Origin of the sequence: Pseudomonas morbosilactucae (assembly GCF_023241665.1) — a bacterium.
GTDB lineage: Bacteria > Pseudomonadota > Gammaproteobacteria > Pseudomonadales > Pseudomonadaceae > Aquipseudomonas > Aquipseudomonas morbosilactucae.
Genome location: NZ_JALQCX010000028.1, coordinates 74,985 through 91,006 on the forward strand (window position 1 = coordinate 74,985; position 16,022 = coordinate 91,006).

Sequence of the window (16,022 nt, forward strand, 5' to 3'; positions counted from 1 at the left end):
GCCCAACGAGTGCAGCGTTAGTAAGGGGGAGCGCACAGGCCAAGGATCAAGCCCCTCAGCCCTGACTGTTTAAACGCCCGCAATGGCCTCACGGACGAAGTCTTCATAGGTGCGCAGCGGGTGCCCAATGATGGCCTCAAGCCGGTCCACGGTGCCTTCAGCTGCTTGCATGCCGAACGTCTGGATACCCGCCATCATCAGCCGCATGTCATAAGCCAGCCACGTGGAACCGTACGCCGCCAGCCGCCCTTCAAAGGCCGCCACATCGTCACCACCGTAAGCCATCTCGCGACCCAGGGCTGAACCCCACGTCGTTGCCACGGATGCCCCCGTCAGTGCTTGTGGCCCAACCAACTCCAGCGTCACACGTTCGAGAGCAGAAGGCGCCGTGTCGCGTCGCAGCAGTTCTGCCACGGCGACATCGGCAATGTCGCGCGCATCGATCATCGAGACGCCGGCCGCGCCGATTGGCATCGGGTACACCGCGTAGTTCTGGATCGTCTGTTGGACCATGAGGTCGTTTTGCATGAAGTAGGCGGGCCGCAGAATAGTGGCGGGGATGTTAAAACTTTCGATCATCCGTTCAACGGTGTGCTTGCCGGTGAAGTGCGGAACATTAGTGAACTTGTCGGCATGAATTACCGACAGGTAAACCAGGCGCTCGATGCCGACCTCGCGAGCAAGGTTCAGCGTGATGAGGGCTTGCGTCACCTCATCGGGCGTAACAGCGTTGAGCAGAAACAGCGTCCGTACCGAAGACAGCGCAGCGCGCATCGACGGTACATCGGTGAGGTCTGCCACCACTTCAGTGACGCCAGCCGGGAAGTCGCGCTTACCCGCTTGGCGCACAAGCGCTTTGACCTCGGCGCCCGCAGCAGCCAGGCCCTGAGTGATGAGTGAACCAATGGTGCCCGTGGCACCGGTAACGAGAATGCTCATTTTGAATCTCCTGCAGTGATGGAGGGGGGGATCAGCGAGCGAAGTCCGCCACGACTTTTCCAGTCCCGGAAACGGTGCGATTGCGTTCAATCGCCTGGGGGATGTCTGCGAAGCCAACCACCTCGCCGATCCTGGACCGCAGCGTGCCGTTGGCGATTTCCTTTGCCAGCGCAGCCAGAAGTTCGGGATCGGGTTGTTCATGAACCACAGCCCTCGGCGATTCGCTGGCGTGCGCGCCAGAATGTCGGGTGATGACGTGCCGACAATGACGCCGTCTTCCGACAGCACCTGCCACGAGCGATCCAGGACCTCACCCCCGACGTAGTCGAGCACCAGGTCGATGTCCTGGACGACGTCCTCGAACCGTTGGGATTGATAGTCGATGACATGATCCGCGCCGAGGCTGCGCACATAACCCAGGTCCGCTGTGCCCGCAGTGGCGAAGACCTCGGCGGCGGCCCGCTTGGCGTATTGCACGGCGTAGGCGCCGAGCCCGCCTGCCGCGCCGTGAATAAGGATGCGCTGGCCTGGATGAACCGGCCCCGCATGATGGAGGCTCTTCCAGGCCGCCACGGCGGCGACGGGAACAGCGGCAGCATGGACGTCATCGAGGTTGTCAGGCGTCAGGGAGAGGCTCTGTTCACTGACGGTCAAGAAGTCGGCGTAGGCGCCCAGCCCGCCCACCGCCCCCATGACACGATCGCCCACACGAAAGCGAGAGGTGCCGGGGCCCACCGCGTCGACAACGCCTGCCATTTCGGCGCCCAACACTATTGGCAACGGCAGTGGGAAAGCATGTCGCACATGGCCTTCGCGGACCTTCCAATCGATGCCGTTTACGCCCGCGGCTCGAACTCGAACCAGAACCTGGCCTTGCCCGGGTTCCTGCTTTTCGATCTCGGCCACTGTCGCGGCGTTGGCATCACCGTAGGCCAGGACCCATATAGCGCGTTGCAGAGTGCTCATTGCAGTTCCTCGTACCGAGTTCCGATGACGAGAAGATAGGCTGTTGCGCAGATAAATCGCAGACACCAAAATGCAGACACTTCGTTTCAAAAGTGGAACACCATGAACCTGAACGCTTTGATCGACTTCGCGCTTGTCGCAACCAATGAGGGGCTCGGCAAGGCGAGCCGGGCGAGCGGCATATCCAAGGCAACCTTGTCGCGTCGCATCGCCGACCTTGAGGAGCAACTGGGCGTCAGGCTGATCGAGCGCAGCGCCCGCGGCCTGAAGCTCACCGAAGCGGGCGAAAGGCTGATGGCTCGAACGGAAGGTCCGTTGGGAGAGGTGATCGAAGCGATGGCGGCGGCCCGTGAGGGGCTGTCGACGCCTCGCGGGCGTTTGCGTGTCGCCTCACCAGTCCTGTTCTCCCAGCTCGCGATGGGGCGCATTGGAGCCGAGTTCTGTGCCGTCTACCCGGAGGTCGAAATCGAAGTGGTGGCGGAGGATCGTCTGGTTGACCTGGTGGAGGAGCAATTTGACGTCGCCATCCGCATCAACCCCAGCCCAGACAGCCATCTCGTCGGCCGCTGCTTTGCCAAAGACCGGCTGGTGGTCGTGGCCGCGCCAGAGGTACCCAAGCCAATGCCTGGCGCAATCAGGCCAGTTCCAGGCATCGTCACCTCGAGTTTTCAGCCCACCCACTGGAGCCTCGATGGAGGGCTCTTGGTCCTGGAGCCCATTCCCAGGCTACGGTTCTCTTCGTTACTCATGGTCCGCGATGCGGCGATCGCCGGTGGCGGTGTTGCCCTCATTCCACAGTCCATCGCATGGCATCAGCTGGCCCGTGGCGAGTTGGTCCAATGGGGCATGGTATCGGGTGTAGAACCCGAACTCTGGGTCTTGCACACGTCTCGGCGGCTTACGGCACCGAAGGTTCGCGCCTTTGTCGATTTCATGTGCGCGAAGTACCCGGACGGGTCTCTGGTGCTGAGGGGGTAGGGCAGCGCTCATGGGGCTCGGGGACGGATTCGCATGTCCGATGATGGCGGTAGCGGCCTTGTGCTACAGGCTGAAGTGGGCCCGAGGCTCGCATCGTGCGCTGGCCTCCAGCAGCAACTGATGACCCGCACTTGGGCGGCGGGGTGGGGGCGGCGTTAAGAAGGTCTGTCTTCAGGCAGGAATAATCGCAGTCTGCACTTGCTGATGACGGCTTACTAACACTAGGATGCGATAGATTCTCAAATGCACTGAGTTCTTGCAGAGGCTTTCTGTGTCGTCGCCACCCACGCTTCCAGCCACTCACGCCGATGTCCGCGCGCTGTACATCAATCATCACGCCTGGCTGCTGGGCTGGTTGCGCAGACGGCTGCGCCATGGCGACAACGCGGCCGACCTGGCCCACGACACCTTTGTGCACATCCTTGGCAAACCTGAACGGGTGCAAGAGTTGCGTCAGCCACGGGCCTGGTTGAGCACCGTCGCACATGGGCTGATGGTGGATCGCATTCGCCGCCAGCGTATTGAACGGGCGTACCTGGAAGCCATTGCGCACCTGCCGGAGGCTGAGGTGCCATCGCCCGAGTCACAGCTGATTCTGCTGGATACCCTGGCGCGCGTGGATAGATTGCTTGATGGCCTGCCTTCCAAGGTGCGTACGGCCTTTCTGATGTCCCGGCTCGAGGGCCTCAGCTACAAGGAGATCGCCGAGCGCCTGGCCGTCAGTCTGAGCTCGGTGGAGAAATACATGGCCAGCGCCATTCGCCATTGCTACCTGGCCCAGCGATGAGCGCTCATTCACTTCCTGAACTGCCCGATAACGTACTCGACGAGGCCATCGGCTGGCTGGTGAGGTTGGAGTCGGACGGCTCAAAACCACAGGTTCTGGAGGCTTGCCGACGCTGGCGCGAAGCCGATGCGTTGCACGAGGCTGCCTGGCAAGCGCTGCAGAAAAGCGACGCCAACTTCAAGGGCTTGGCCGCGCTGCCCGGTACCCTCGCGCTGGATACGCTGGAGCGCCTGCAAAGCGGTCGTCACAGCCGACGCCAGGCGATCAAGCTGCTGGGGATGGGGGTGGTCATCAGTGGTGTTGCCGCCTGGTCGGTACGTGACACCACACGGGTGCCGTGGGGGGCGGACTATGCCACTGGGGTGGGCGAGCGTCGTCAGTTCGTTCTGCACGATGGCACCCGCCTGCAACTCAATACCGCCAGTGCGGTGGACGTGCAATTCACCGCCCAGCGTCGAATGATCACACTGCGCCGCGGCGAGATGTTCATCGATACCGGCAAGGACAGCGCCACGCCCGGCGGGCGCCGCAGCTTCTGGGTCAACAGCCGCCATGCGCAGTTGCAAGCCATCGGTACCGCCTTTGCGGTGCGTGATGAACAACGCGGCACGCGGGTGCGGCTCGAGGACGGTGTGGTGGCCATTCATGGCAAGGGCGAGCCGATCCTGATAGCCGCCGGTGAGGAATACCTGATCGATGCCAACGGCAGCCACCGCGTCCAGGCCAGCCCCCTGAACGCCAGTGCCTGGACTCGCGGGCAACTGGTGGCCAAGCGCATGCCTCTGCACGAGTTGACGGCCGAACTGGAACGCTATCGTCACGGCTGGTTACGCTGCGACCCGGCCATCGCGCAACTGGAAGTCTCGGGTGTGTTCCAGCTCGATGACATCGACCGGGCCTTGAGTGCCCTGAGCGATTCGTTGCCGGTACGTGTCGAGCGCTTTACGCCGCTGTGGACCCGTGTTGTTGCCCGTTAAGCCTGATGAGAAAAAATCTCAAAAACAGTTACGGGTTTTTCCGAGCCCTTCGACAGACAGGGAATACACCCAGTCATTCGAAAGGAGCTCGTCGTTCATGTCCTCTGCTTTTATTCCTTCTCGGCCTCTGCAGCACCGTGTCCTGGCGCTGACCCTGCGGAGCATTTTGCTGGCCGGCATGACCGGTCTGCCGCTGGCCAGTTTTGCGGTGCAGGCAGAGCAAGCCGATAGCCGTCATTACGACCTGGCGGCCGGGCCGTTGGAAGACTCGCTCAACAGCTTCGCCCAGGTGGCCGGTATCAGCCTGCCCTTCGACCCGGCCCTGGTGCAGGGCAAGCGTGCGCCGGCGTTGCGCGGTGACTATGGGGTGCATGAGGGCCTCAACCGTCTGCTCGTCGACAGTGGCTTGACGGTGACCCGCACAGACAGCGGCAACTACCTGCTGATTGACCATGGCCAGGGCGGTGGAGCCCTCGAACTGGGCGCTACCAACATCAGCGGCCTGAGCCTGGGGTCGACGACCGAGAGCAGCGGTTCCTACACCACGGGGGCCATGCAGACGGCGACCAAGCTGCCGCTGTCCCTACGGGAAACACCGCAGTCGGTGACGGTCATGACCCGTCAGCGCATGGACGACCAGGGAATGCGCAGCCTCGATGACGTCGTCCAGGCCACGCCCGGGCTACGCTTGTCGGCTTCGCGCCCGGCCAACAGCGAGTTCTTCGCCCGCGGTTTCCCCATCACCAACCTGATGTTCGACGGCCTGCCCACCACCTATAACGCCGATTGGGTCGCCAGCGCCGACTTGGCTCCCTACGACCGCGTCGAAGTGGTACGCGGCGCTACCGGCATGATGCAAGGCGCCGGCAACCCCTCGGCCGCCATCAATATGGTGCGCAAGCGTCCGACCAAAGAGTTCCAGGCCAGTGTCACCGGCAGCGCCGGCAGTTGGGACAACTACCGCAGCGAGCTGGATGTCTCTGGCCCGGTCAATGCCAGCGGCACCGTGCGTGGCCGCTTTGTCGGCGCCTACAACGACAAGGACAGCTATCAGGATTACGCCGGGCGTGAGCGCGGTGTGTTCTACGGGGTCAGCGAGTTCGACCTGAGCGATAGCACGACCCTGACCGTAGGGGCGTCCGACCAGAACGACAACAACAACATCAACTGGGGCGGCTTGCCGGTGAGCCCTGATGGCAGCCACATGGGCTTCTCCCGTTCCAAGACGTTCGGATACAGATGGTCGCACCAGGACGTCGACAACAAGACGCTGTTCGTCGAACTCGATCAGCGCTTCGACAACGACTGGCGCCTGCACCTGGGGGCTTCGAAAAACTGGTCCGACTTCAAGATGATGGGCGGCGTCCTGGAACGTAACAACGACGCGACCTACCGCCAGCGCGTGTTCAACCAGAACCGTGACTTTGACCAGTCCACCTATGATTTTTTCGCCAGTGGCCCCTTTGCGCTCCTGGGTCGCCAGCATGAACTGGTGGTGGGCGCCAGCAAGCGTCAACTCAAGACCGAGGCCATCGGTGGCCACCGTTTTTTCAACAATATCTACATCAACAGCTTCAAACCCACCGATTTGGCCAGGCCAACCGTTCCGGACGTTTACTCCCTCAGTGACAAGGTCGACCAGGAAGGGCTCTACCTGACCACCCGCTGGAATCTCGCCGACCCGCTGAAAGTCATTCTCGGTGCTCGTCTGGACTGGTACGACGCGACCTCGATCTACGACCAGACCAACGACCAGTACTACACCTCGGGCAAGACCAAGGAAGTACGCCACGTCACTCGTTATGCCGGTGTCATCTATGACCTGGACGACAACCATTCGGTCTATGCCAGCTACACCGATATCTTCCAGCCCCAGACCGAGAAGAACGGTGCGGGCACTGGGATCAAACCGATCACGGGTGAAAACTACGAAGTGGGCATCAAGGGCGAGTACTTGGGCGGTGCGCTGAATGCCAGTGCCTCGCTGTTTCAGATCGACCAGCTCAACCGGGCGGCGGAAGTGGCAGACGCCCGCCTGTGCACGGTCATCCCCGTGGGCAGCTTCGGGTGCTATGAAGCCGCCGGCAAGGTTCGCAGCCAGGGCATCGAACTGGAGATCAACGGTGCGCTGACCCCCAACTGGCAAGTGGGCGCCGGTTATACCTTCGCCCAGGCCAAGTACGAGAAAGATGCCGACAAGACCAAGGAAGGCACCTTGTTTGACACCGACGTTCCCCGCCACATGTTCAAGGCCAATACCACCTACCACCTGCAAGGCGACCTGAAGCCGTGGCGTATCGGTGCCAACCTCTACAGCCAGAGCGCGACCTTCAACAAAGGCCGCAATGTGTTCGGCAACTTCCATATCGAACAGCAGGCCTACGCCTTGGTCGGGCTGATGGCCGGCTACCAAGTCAATAAGCACCTGGACACTCAGCTCAACATCAATAACGTCTTCGACAAAAAGTATTACCAAGGCATCGCCAGCAACTCCACCTGGAGCCCGTACGACGTCTTCGGCGATCCCCGTAACTTCACGGTCACGGCGAAATACAGCTTCTGAGGACATCGCGGGCCAAAGCGTTGCAAACGCCTAAAAAATCCGCAGCCACGACAGGGTGCGGATTTTTTTTGCTCCATGAGAAGCCCCATTCGACTAAGCGTGCAATCCAGTCACTTTCAGGGTGCGGATCATTACTGAACGTTCAAATTCAATAGCCACTGCGCCGCCAAGGCGCGCAGTCGGTCGGGGGTAGGGGAGGTGATGTGGCCGAGCCCAGATCGAATGGGCTGTGTTGTCAGGTGCCGTTAACGATGTTCCGCTGCCAACATTGATCTGAACTGTGAAATGTTTTCTGCAGATAGCCCGGCAGCCTCGAACACTGCGCAGGTGAAGCTGACGGGGGCAGGGCCGGGGGCAGTGATGATGCCGTCTGCAACCATCGCGACTGAACGGCTCTGATAGAGCGCCCCCCCGTTATAGTTTTCGGCATTGTGCTGCAGGAAGTCCGCGCTGTTCGAGGTATGAGGAATCGTGTCGAGAAGCCCGGCTCTTGCCAGTGCAAGCGTCCCGCCGCAGATACCGGCGATTGTCGCGCCACTGTCACGACTGGCCTGAAGAAAGTCTCGAACATCCGGTGCTTCTGCGCCTTCCCAGGCCATTCCGCCAATGACCACGACAACATCCGGCTTCCACTCCAGGCAGTGCTGCAAATGGCTATCCACCGTTGCAGTCAATCCGCCCTGCGAGCATAACTGCCCGGTAACAGGGGCGAAAAACCTGACGTCTATCCCATAAAACGGGGATGCAGTGCCGGCAATGAACGCATATTCCCAATCCGCAAAACCGGGTGTCAGTATCAAACCTATCCGTGCCATTCGTCAGACCTCTCCATGAATCCCGAGACCATAGAGAGGCCATACACAGATTTCAAGGGCTGCTTCGGGTCGATTGAAGACCTTTGAAATCGGCCAGTAACCTTGGCTACCGAGTATCATCCAGCCGCTGCCCGGGCAGCGCCCGTCTAACCGTGTGAACAAGGAGAACGCGCATGAACGAATACATATTATTCATGCACCGAGATGCCAACGACCTGGCTGCAGCCGGTGACCCAGAGCGGTGGGCGCGGTACATCACCAGGCTGCGCGGCACGGGGTTGTTTGACGGGGGTAGCTCTATCGGTGAGGGCGAATGCCTGCGCAAAGGGCACACGAGCGTGGCCGCTGTGGCGGATATCAGTGGATTTGTTCGAGTTCGGGCAAAAAATCTTGAAGATGCGAAAGCCTTTCTTGCCGGCAACCCGGTTTTTGAGGCCGGCGGCACAGTGGAGATTCGCGAGCTTCCCCGCCAGTAGACGGTATAGGGTCAGGCGTTAACGGGGGCACGCGCCTCAGCCGGAAGCGACCCATCAAGTCCTCTCTCTACTGGGAGGACTTATGGGGCATTAGGCGTAAGAGGGGAGAGGAAATACATTGGCACGCCTATCCTGGGAGCATCAATGAACAGACTGATTGGCGGACTTGTCTTGGTAGGTGGGTCCCTGGTTGCCAGCCACGCGATGGCTGAGCCGCAATGCGGGGACCTGCTCGCGGAACTCAGCGAAAAGCCTGAGGTTGTAGAGTTTCTGGAGTGCACTAAAAACAACGACGAGCTGGGAAAACCCATCGTGGCTCGCTACCGCGTAAAAGGCTCGGAGGCCCTTGAGGCTGAGCGCTACATGAGCCGGAGCTTCAGGCAGCCGAAGCTCCGGTACATCTGCTGCGGCTGGGATTCAACGATTTATTCCTATCGCGATGAAGCAACACAGCGTTGGTACACGCTCGGTATGGGGTCCGAGGAAACGCCCGTCAACCAACGGGAATCATGGTCGAAAATAACGTATTTCTACATCACGGCATCCATCACGACTGAAGAGTTCTGAAGGGAAAAAGGATGGATGTGCCTTCCATGCAGTAGCCGGGGGGCGGCGAGTAAGGGTCTACACCATCATCGTTGATTCAGTGTGTGGTCAATGGCCAAGAGGAACATTTTGGGGCCGCTGCGGAATGCATTCCCGGTGCTGTGGTCTGTACAACAACGCCGCCAAGGACCCGTGTCATGTCTGTTCGTCGTACCCACTGCCTGCTGATCCTGCCGTTGTTTGCCGGCTGCCAATACCTCCCACAGACCCACTACTTCATTGCACCGGAACACGAGCCGAACCCCGCTTGGATCCGTATCGTCAACTTCACCCAGCACGCCGATATATACCAATACGAAAACGGTGTGCGTTCGGGAGGGGTCGTTCGCCGAGGGCCCTTGCCCTTTATCAATACACAGGATGCGGGCCTGCCTAAAGCAGGGCAAAACCTGACGTCCGACTACTTTGAAACACCCGTCCGACCCGGCATCGAAACCCATGTGGGGATGTTTTGGGAGGGGCCGCGTACCCAGTCTTGCTCCGTGACAGCGCAGTTCACGCCACAGGCCGGGCGTTATTATCAGTTCAGAATGACGTCGGGTTCGGGAGGGACTTGCACGCTGTACCCTTCGCTGATCGAGCGCGACAAAGAAGGCACCGGGTGGCATCTAACGCCCAACCCGGAGGTCACTTATAAATACGCCGGGCCCACGGCCAACACCTATTACCGCGAGAGTCGTTTCGAGAACCCCGACGGTTTATCTGGAGATCCGCTTCATCGATTACGCCGGCCAGCAGATTGAAGGCGACCATTTGATGCTGTCCTTGGAAGATGCCCTTGAGTCTGCCCGTGTTGATTACGGCATTCTGCAGGCTGATTGGCGTGCGATGAGGCCAGCGGAAATTGCAAGGATCCCCTGGTAACGATGGCGCTCACCCGAACCAATATTGTGTCGTCCTGGTGAGGTGTTCTAAAGGCTGCGTTTGGCCGCTTGCGAGATTTAATCGTTGGAGGGAGACGAATCTCCCCCCGGGCTTTGCGCGACTTAATTCGTCACCGTTTCGCTGTACGCGGGATAGTCGGTATAGCCTTTGGTTGGGCTGCCGTTGACGCCATAAAAAGTAGCCCGATCACCTTCTGCTATCGGCCAGCCGTTTTGCATCCGTTCGACAAGGTCGGGATTGGAAATGAATGGGCGACCAAAGGCAATCAGATCCAGATCGCCGGCCTCCAGCACAGTCTCTGCCAGCTCCCGATTAAAGCCTCCCGCAGCGATCAAGGTGCCTTGATACGTTTGGCGGAATCGAACGGCAAACCCCTCGGGAATCGCTTCTGCGCCAATCGTGAGCTGATCACTCAAATGCACATACGCCAGGTCTCGGTCATTGAGCGCCGAGGCCAGGCTCAGCCAGGTATCGGTTTCTTCGGCGTAGGGGTGCATGTCGAAAAGGCGACCAAATGGGGACAACCGCACGCCTACCCGGGCACTGCCAATTGCTGCGGCCAAGGCATCCAGTGTTTCGAGCAGGAAGCGTTGGCGATTGGTGATGGAGCCGCCGTAGGTGTCCTGGCGAGTGTTCAGCGCACCGTTCAGGAATTGCTCGAAGAGATAGCCGTTGGCACCGTGCAATTCGATGCCGTCGAAACCAGCGTCCAGCGCACGTCGCGCGGCGCTTGCAAAGTCACCGGTGACCCGATGCACTTCGGCTGTGCTCAAGGCTCTTGGGCGGCTTGCCTGCACGGGGCCGGGCTTGTCTTTTTCAACCCAGCCGTAGGCATTCGAGCTGGCGGCAACGGTAGCGACCGATGACACCGGAGAGGCGCCCCCAGGCTGAAGTGACACATGGGACATGCGTCCGACATGCCACAGTTGCGCGAAGATCCGCCCGCCTTTGGCGTGGACGGCATCAGTGACTCGCCGCCAGGCTCGAGTGTGTTCATCGCTATACAGACCGGGGTTGAACAGGTAACCACAGCCCTCGCGGGAGATCGGGATGCCTTCACTGATAATCAGCCCGGCAGAGGCTCGTTGGGCGTAGTAGAGAACCGTGTGTTCATCCGGAATATCGTCAAGGGCTCTTGCCCGTGTCATAGGGGCCATGACCACGCGATTGGCCAACTCGGTACCGGCCAGATCGTAGGGTTTGAATAATGTGTTCATCAGAAACTCGGGAAGTCAGTGAAAAGGGGAGAGGGATCAGGACGGCAGAACCAGCCCATTGCCTGGATCGCCGCCGCCGACATTGGGCTCAGGCCAGACGACATCCAGGCGGGTACGGCTGATCAGCCATTGGCCCTTCACGCAGCGATACTCGTCGGCATACAGCCCAACCAGCAGAAGCGGGTTTTCGTCGGCAGCCCTTTGCGTGGCGAAGTCGATCAGGTAGCAACGCCCTTCGGCCCGGTTCTCATCGAGAATCTCGATCCAGTGATTCGACACGGCGTGCATGAAGGGATACGCCCCGCGTTGTTGCACATCGAATGCTGAAAAGGCTTGGGACAAGCCCTGCTGGATGGCGTCACGGCCTCTCCAGCAACCGCGAGCAACCTGGCAAATGGCGTCCTCGGTAAACAACTGTGCGAGTGCATCCATCCGATTGGCATCGAGATGATGGCAGTAGCGCAGTCGCAGGTTCCTGATCGCTTCAAGGGTGAGCAGTCGGTTCACATCGGCGTTCACAGTGGCCTCCAGGGGAAGGTCGTTCAAAAGGAAGGCCACCTTAATCCAGTCCAGAAAATCTATTAATTCGTGAAAATTACAATCAGTTGATCCTCCAGGGATAGAATCGAGCTTTCAGCAATGTGGAGCCCGTCATGGATTCCTTTCAATTCGATGGCATTCCGGAGTTCACCCTGGCGGCTCAATGCGGGAGTTTCACGGCGGCTGCGTTGCAACTGGGCGTGACCAGTTCGGCAGTGGGCAAAAGCGTCACCCGCCTGGAAAAACGCCTCGGTATCAAGCTGCTGCACCGCACCACGCGCAAACTGAGTTTGACCAGTGAGGGAGAGGTTTACCTCGCCAGTTGCTTGCGAGTCATGGATGAATTGCGGGGTATTGAAGGGAGCTTTCTCAACGGCGTCGCCGAGCCCAAGGGACGTGTGCGTATCGATCTTCCTGCTGCATTTGGCCGACGCCATATTGCCCCCATGCTGATTGCTCTGGCCCGGCAATACTCGCAGCTCGACTTGACGGTGACCTTTGGTGAGCGGACGGTCGACATGATCAACGATGGCATTGATTTGGCGGTACGAATCGGCGACCTCAAGGATGACCCGGAGTTAGTCGCACGCCGGCTCGGTGAGCAGCATCTGGTGGTTTGTGCGGCGCCCGACTACGTGAGCCGCTGCCCGCCGATTCTGCACCCGTCCGCGTTAAAGGAATGCGATTGCATCATTGCCTGGCGTAAAGGGCTGCGCATGGCGTGGTTGCTAAGGAATGCCAAGGGCGAGGCACAAGAGCAGGAAGTGCGCGTGCGCCATGAGTTCGGTGACGGTGAAATGATGTTACGCGCGACCCTGGATGGCTGCGGACTTTGTCAATTGCCCACCTGGCTGGTTTCGGAGTATTTGCGCAGTGGGGCTTTGGTCACTGTTCTGGACAACTACGCAGGAGCAACCATGCCCATACACGTCATTTGGCCGCGTACGCGTTACATCCAGCCGAAAGTGAGGGTTGTCGTCGATGCCTTACTCAAGATGGCCAAAGAGCAAGCAACGCTGTTCGGCGCAAGTCACAGCATCGGTTTGTCGTAGAGCCTGATGATGCCCGTGAGGTTTATGCGGCGATCTGCAGTGGTCGTCATTGGCCGAGAGCCACTGGGCGTGAGGGGCCGCAATCGCCCCGAAGCGACCCCCTTGAACCGCACACCTTCAACTCAAATCCCCCTCGACAATGATCAGCTCGCGTGGCTGTACACGGGGTCGTTGTCGCATACTCTGGCTTGTGCGTAGCTTGGAAAACCAACCGCCAGCGCAGGGCTGTTCGAGAGGGCGCGTCAACGCATTAAAGGTCAGCGCTTCACCCCCCAATCAACTTGAAAAGCAGCAGTGCGGCCATGCCGACCGCCAGGGTCAGGAGCGTATTTCGAGTTTTCCACGCGACCCAGGCGGCGATGATGGCGGCGGGGATTTGCGGGTTGGCGAGTTCGAATTCAGTGTGCCCATTGGGGTACACCACGGCGGGCAGTACCAGCGCGGCCAGCACGCTGGCCGGTACATAGAGCAAGGCTCGGTTCAGCCACTCGGGAATGCGCCAGCGGCCATAGAGTTCGACAAACGAAAGACGCATGACAAAGGTCCCTACGCCGACTGCCAGAAACAGACCCCACAACGCCAGATCGCTCATTGGGTTTCCCTCTCAACATCGTCTGGACGTTCGGTGCTCGAAGGGCGGCTACGCATTTTCTCAATCAGTAAGCCGGCCACAACGCCTCCGATCGAAGCCATGACCAACCCCAGGTTGTAGGGCATGTTGATGGCCAACACGGCGATCGACCCGCCGACCGATGCGGCGCCCAGGCTCGCCGCATTGCGCAGGTTGGGCACCAGCAATGCCAGGAAAGACAGGGGAATGGCAAAGCTCAATGACCATGACTCGGGGATGCTGGCCCCCAAGAAGACCCCGGCCAATACCGACAGCTGCCAGACCAGCCACATGGCCACCGCCGTACCGGCGTAAAAGTAATGCCCGAAGCGCCCGGGTTCGCCCGACGAAAACCTGAGGCTGTACAGCGCGAACGACTGATCGGACAGCAGGTAGGACATGGGCCATGTCCAGCGACGGGGCAAGTGGTGCAGGTGCGGCGCCAGCGAGGCGCTGTACATGATAAAGCGCAGGTTGATGATCAACGCAGTGACCACAATCGCCACCGGCAAGACGTTGTTGTGCAGCAGTTGGAGGGCAACCATCTGGGCCGAGCCCGAGTAAAACAGCAGGGTCATGCCCAGGGTCATGCCGGGTGACATGCCCATTTCAATGGCCATCACTCCGGTGACCAACCCGAAGGGCACCACGCCGGGGGTCAATGGCATCAGGGTTCGAACGCCATGAACGAAGGCTTCCGTTCCAGTTCGGTACTGCATTGCATGTCCTTGTTGTTTTTGTGCAGCCGGTGCGGCAACGGCAGGTTGCCTGTTTCGAGGCTGGAAATAGAGGAGGGCATACGATACCTGCACCTGAGATCCGTGGGGGTGGATATTCGCATGACCCGTGCTGCGCCGGGCGTTGAGGGGGAGCGTGTAGGTACCGGAGGATGCCGCTGAAAGGCGCGAGCGCTGCTTCAGCCAACACCGCCGGGGTATCGTCCTCGGGCACAGGGGAGAGCTCACCAATCGCTCGGTGAAAGCGATGGGCAGCCTGTGGGAGAAATACCCGGCATCCAGGCCTGCGATGTGGTTGAAAAAAGACGCGGGGCCGTTGTGTCAGTCATGGCTGTTGTTGCCAGCCCCCAGGCCGACCTGCTGCAGGTAGCGCTCCAGGCTTTGAACATCGCCCTGGGCGACGATCGCGCCGACGTAGCCATCCGGGCGCACCAATACCCAATCATCGATGGCCGGCTCGTACGCTTCCTGGAAATGCCCCTGGTCATCGAACAGGTCGCCGTGGGGGCTGAAGGTGTGGATGCGCAGCCCAGCTCGGGGCGGCACCGCATCGCGCTCCAGACCGTAGCCCAGCAAGGTCCAATGGGGGCCTTGGTAGAGGTCGAACAGCCGCGACGGATGGCCGGCTGCACCCCAGATCGGCGCGTCCGGTGCTCGATCGCCCGCCGACAGACGACCGCTGCGATCGGGGCGCATAAGGGCCAGGCTGGATTCGGGGTAGCCGATATCGAGTTGGTGCACGTCGCGGCCGCGGCGCATATCGCCTTTTTTCTGCGCTTCAAGCAGCCGGGTCGCCAAGCCAAGCATCGACGCGGCCACCGGCCGGCGCTCCTCCTCATAACTGTCCAGCAGCGCCTCGGGCGCCCCCTGGATCACCGCCGCCAGTTTCCAGCCCAGGTTGTAGGCGTCCTGCACGCTGGTATTCAGGCCCTGGCCACCGGTGGGCGGGTGGATGTGCGCCGCGTCCCCCACCAGGAACACGCGGCCGATGCGGTAACGGTCGGCCAGCCGGGCGTTCATGGTGTAGGGCGAAGACCAGGACACGGATTGCACCTGAATATCGTTGCGGCCGGTGCGCTGCGCCACCAGGGTCGTCAGCCCTTCAGCGGACAGATCAATGTCGCCGTCGAGGGGGATCGGGCCCTGGATTTGAAACAGCTGGGTGCCGGCCAGCGGGCACAGCGAAATCTGCCGCGCCATGTCGCCATCGCTGAAGCGGTGCCAGTAATCACGGGACAGGCCCGTTATCACTGCATCGGCCACCAGGGCGCGAACGCCGAGGGTCTTGCCGGGGAAGTCGATGCCCAGGCTATGGCGCACAAAACTGCGGCCGCCATCGGCGCCCACCAGCCACTGCACGCGCAGGGTTTCTGCTCCGGCCTTGCCCGTCAGGCGGGCGGTGACGCCATCGGCATCCTGTTCGAAGCCGACCAGCTCGCAGTCAAAGTCCGCGTGGTGCCCCAGTTCCAGCAGGCGCTCGCGCATCACCCGTTCGGTCAGACATTGCGGCAGCATCAGCGGCACGGGATAAGGCTCGGCCGGCGTGGGGTCGAAATGCTCGATCACATCCGCGTCGCTGTGGCTGCCATCGTCGCGGTATCGCCGCTCAGTCGGATAGACTCCCCCCGCAGCAACGATTCGGTCGAGGATGCCGATGTCCTCGAATATTTCCTGGGTTCTAGGCTGAATACCTTTACCGCGGGACCCGTGGAAGGGCAGGGCGTTTTTTTCGATCAGGCGCAACGAAATGCCCCTTCGTGCCAGGTCAATCGCCAGCATCAGACCGGCAGCGCCCGCGCCGCAAATCAATACGTCAACTGCGAGTGGCTGTTTCATCACGCTCTCCGATATGTGCAAGATGCACATAGTTAAGC

The 16,022-nt window shown here is 60.5% G+C and carries 16 protein-coding genes and 1 pseudogene; 8 read left to right on the forward strand and 9 right to left on the reverse strand.

The window, feature by feature from the left end:
- Nucleotides 1–69: 69 nt before the first annotated feature.
- Entirely contained in the window at nt 70–939 is an 870-nt protein-coding gene (locus M1B35_RS15585; RefSeq protein WP_123335253.1) for an NmrA family NAD(P)-binding protein, read from the reverse strand.
- A 213-nt stretch (nt 940–1,152) separates the two neighbouring features.
- Nucleotides 1,153–1,905, reverse strand: a pseudogene (locus M1B35_RS15590) (NADP-dependent oxidoreductase); the annotation flags it as partial.
- 102 nt (nt 1,906–2,007) lie between these two features.
- On the opposite strand from M1B35_RS15590, the gene M1B35_RS15595 reads away from it, so the two are divergent.
- The 4 genes from M1B35_RS15595 (at nt 2,008) to M1B35_RS15610 (ending at nt 7,210) form a co-directional block, all read left to right on the forward strand.
- The gene (locus M1B35_RS15595) at nt 2,008–2,883 is read left to right on the forward strand and encodes a LysR family transcriptional regulator (protein ID WP_268262439.1); all 876 of its coding nucleotides are present in this window, start codon (nt 2,008–2,010) and stop codon (nt 2,881–2,883) included.
- 271 nt (nt 2,884–3,154) lie between these two features.
- Nucleotides 3,155–3,670, forward strand: a complete 516-nt coding sequence (locus tag M1B35_RS15600; RefSeq protein WP_123335259.1) for a sigma-70 family RNA polymerase sigma factor — start codon at nt 3,155–3,157, stop codon at nt 3,668–3,670.
- The gene (locus M1B35_RS15605) at nt 3,667–4,647 is read left to right on the forward strand and encodes a FecR family protein (protein WP_123335261.1); all 981 of its coding nucleotides are present in this window, start codon (nt 3,667–3,669) and stop codon (nt 4,645–4,647) included. Before M1B35_RS15600 ends, M1B35_RS15605 begins: the two co-directional genes overlap by 4 nt.
- A 97-nt stretch (nt 4,648–4,744) precedes the next feature.
- Nucleotides 4,745–7,210: a TonB-dependent siderophore receptor gene (locus M1B35_RS15610; protein ID WP_268262440.1), complete on the forward strand. Its 2,466-nt coding sequence runs from the start codon at nt 4,745–4,747 to the stop codon at nt 7,208–7,210.
- Between the two features lie 245 nt (nt 7,211–7,455).
- On the opposite strand, the gene M1B35_RS15615 is transcribed toward M1B35_RS15610, so the two are convergent.
- Nucleotides 7,456–8,025, reverse strand: a complete 570-nt coding sequence (locus tag M1B35_RS15615; protein WP_123335265.1) for a DJ-1/PfpI family protein — start codon at nt 8,023–8,025, stop codon at nt 7,456–7,458.
- Between the two features lie 173 nt (nt 8,026–8,198).
- Here M1B35_RS15615 and M1B35_RS15620 point away from each other — a divergent pair, with 173 nt between their 5' ends.
- From M1B35_RS15620 to M1B35_RS15630, 3 genes are all read left to right on the forward strand, one after another.
- Nucleotides 8,199–8,501: a YciI family protein gene (locus M1B35_RS15620; protein WP_268262441.1), complete on the forward strand. Its 303-nt coding sequence runs from the start codon at nt 8,199–8,201 to the stop codon at nt 8,499–8,501.
- A gap of 144 nt (nt 8,502–8,645) precedes the next feature.
- A complete protein-coding gene (locus tag M1B35_RS15625) occupies nt 8,646–9,068 on the forward strand; it encodes a DUF4952 domain-containing protein (RefSeq protein ID WP_123335269.1) in 423 nt (140 codons plus the stop codon).
- 176 nt (nt 9,069–9,244) lie between these two features.
- Complete coding sequence (locus M1B35_RS15630; RefSeq protein ID WP_268262442.1) at nt 9,245–9,850, forward strand: hypothetical protein; 606 nt, start codon at nt 9,245–9,247, stop codon at nt 9,848–9,850.
- Between the two features lie 243 nt (nt 9,851–10,093).
- Here the strand turns inward: M1B35_RS15630 and M1B35_RS15635 are convergent, their stop codons facing one another.
- Both M1B35_RS15635 and M1B35_RS15640 read right to left on the reverse strand, forming a co-directional pair.
- Entirely contained in the window at nt 10,094–11,209 is a 1,116-nt protein-coding gene (locus tag M1B35_RS15635) for an alkene reductase (protein WP_268262443.1), read from the reverse strand.
- 36 nt (nt 11,210–11,245) lie between these two features.
- Nucleotides 11,246–11,755, reverse strand: coding sequence for a nuclear transport factor 2 family protein (locus tag M1B35_RS15640; RefSeq protein ID WP_268262444.1), 510 nt, complete (start codon nt 11,753–11,755; stop codon nt 11,246–11,248).
- Between the two features lie 107 nt (nt 11,756–11,862).
- Between M1B35_RS15640 and M1B35_RS15645 the strand changes: the two genes are divergently transcribed.
- Nucleotides 11,863–12,801, forward strand: coding sequence for a LysR family transcriptional regulator (locus tag M1B35_RS15645; protein WP_268262445.1), 939 nt, complete (start codon nt 11,863–11,865; stop codon nt 12,799–12,801).
- Nucleotides 12,802–13,066: 265 nt separating this feature from the next.
- Here the strand turns inward: M1B35_RS15645 and M1B35_RS15650 are convergent, their stop codons facing one another.
- The 4 genes from M1B35_RS15650 to M1B35_RS15665 form a co-directional block, all read right to left on the reverse strand.
- Nucleotides 13,067–13,393, reverse strand: coding sequence for an AzlD domain-containing protein (locus tag M1B35_RS15650; RefSeq protein ID WP_123335278.1), 327 nt, complete (start codon nt 13,391–13,393; stop codon nt 13,067–13,069).
- On the reverse strand, nt 13,390–14,130 hold the full coding sequence (locus M1B35_RS15655; RefSeq protein ID WP_268262446.1) for an AzlC family ABC transporter permease: 741 nt from the start codon (nt 14,128–14,130) through the stop codon (nt 13,390–13,392). The genes M1B35_RS15650 and M1B35_RS15655 overlap by 4 nt, the downstream gene beginning before the upstream one ends.
- Nucleotides 14,079–14,210: a hypothetical protein gene (locus M1B35_RS15660; RefSeq protein WP_268262515.1), complete on the reverse strand. Its 132-nt coding sequence runs from the start codon at nt 14,208–14,210 to the stop codon at nt 14,079–14,081. The genes M1B35_RS15655 and M1B35_RS15660 overlap by 52 nt, the downstream gene beginning before the upstream one ends.
- Before the next feature lie 259 nt (nt 14,211–14,469).
- Complete coding sequence (locus M1B35_RS15665; RefSeq protein WP_268262447.1) at nt 14,470–15,984, reverse strand: FAD-dependent oxidoreductase; 1,515 nt, start codon at nt 15,982–15,984, stop codon at nt 14,470–14,472.
- Nucleotides 15,985–16,022: the final 38 nt, after the last annotated feature.

Bases quoted from the DNA above. Each gene is read 5' to 3' on its own strand.
- M1B35_RS15605 (WP_123335261.1), top strand. From the start codon at position 3,667: ATGAGCGCTCATTCACTTCCTGAACTGCCCGATAACGTACTCGACGAG.
- M1B35_RS15665 (WP_268262447.1), bottom strand. From the start codon at position 15,984: ATGAAACAGCCACTCGCAGTTGACGTATTGATTTGCGGCGCGGGCGCT.
- M1B35_RS15610 (WP_268262440.1), top strand. From the start codon at position 4,745: ATGTCCTCTGCTTTTATTCCTTCTCGGCCTCTGCAGCACCGTGTCCTG.
- M1B35_RS15620 (WP_268262441.1), top strand. From the start codon at position 8,199: ATGAACGAATACATATTATTCATGCACCGAGATGCCAACGACCTGGCT.
- M1B35_RS15635 (WP_268262443.1), bottom strand. From the start codon at position 11,209: ATGAACACATTATTCAAACCCTACGATCTGGCCGGTACCGAGTTGGCC.
- M1B35_RS15625 (WP_123335269.1), top strand. From the start codon at position 8,646: ATGAACAGACTGATTGGCGGACTTGTCTTGGTAGGTGGGTCCCTGGTT.
- M1B35_RS15645 (WP_268262445.1), top strand. From the start codon at position 11,863: ATGGATTCCTTTCAATTCGATGGCATTCCGGAGTTCACCCTGGCGGCT.
- M1B35_RS15630 (WP_268262442.1), top strand. From the start codon at position 9,245: ATGTCTGTTCGTCGTACCCACTGCCTGCTGATCCTGCCGTTGTTTGCC.
- M1B35_RS15585 (WP_123335253.1), bottom strand. From the start codon at position 939: ATGAGCATTCTCGTTACCGGTGCCACGGGCACCATTGGTTCACTCATC.
- M1B35_RS15650 (WP_123335278.1), bottom strand. From the start codon at position 13,393: ATGAGCGATCTGGCGTTGTGGGGTCTGTTTCTGGCAGTCGGCGTAGGG.
- M1B35_RS15595 (WP_268262439.1), top strand. From the start codon at position 2,008: ATGAACCTGAACGCTTTGATCGACTTCGCGCTTGTCGCAACCAATGAG.
- M1B35_RS15615 (WP_123335265.1), bottom strand. From the start codon at position 8,025: ATGGCACGGATAGGTTTGATACTGACACCCGGTTTTGCGGATTGGGAA.
- M1B35_RS15660 (WP_268262515.1), bottom strand. From the start codon at position 14,210: ATGCCCTCCTCTATTTCCAGCCTCGAAACAGGCAACCTGCCGTTGCCG.
- M1B35_RS15655 (WP_268262446.1), bottom strand. From the start codon at position 14,130: ATGCAGTACCGAACTGGAACGGAAGCCTTCGTTCATGGCGTTCGAACC.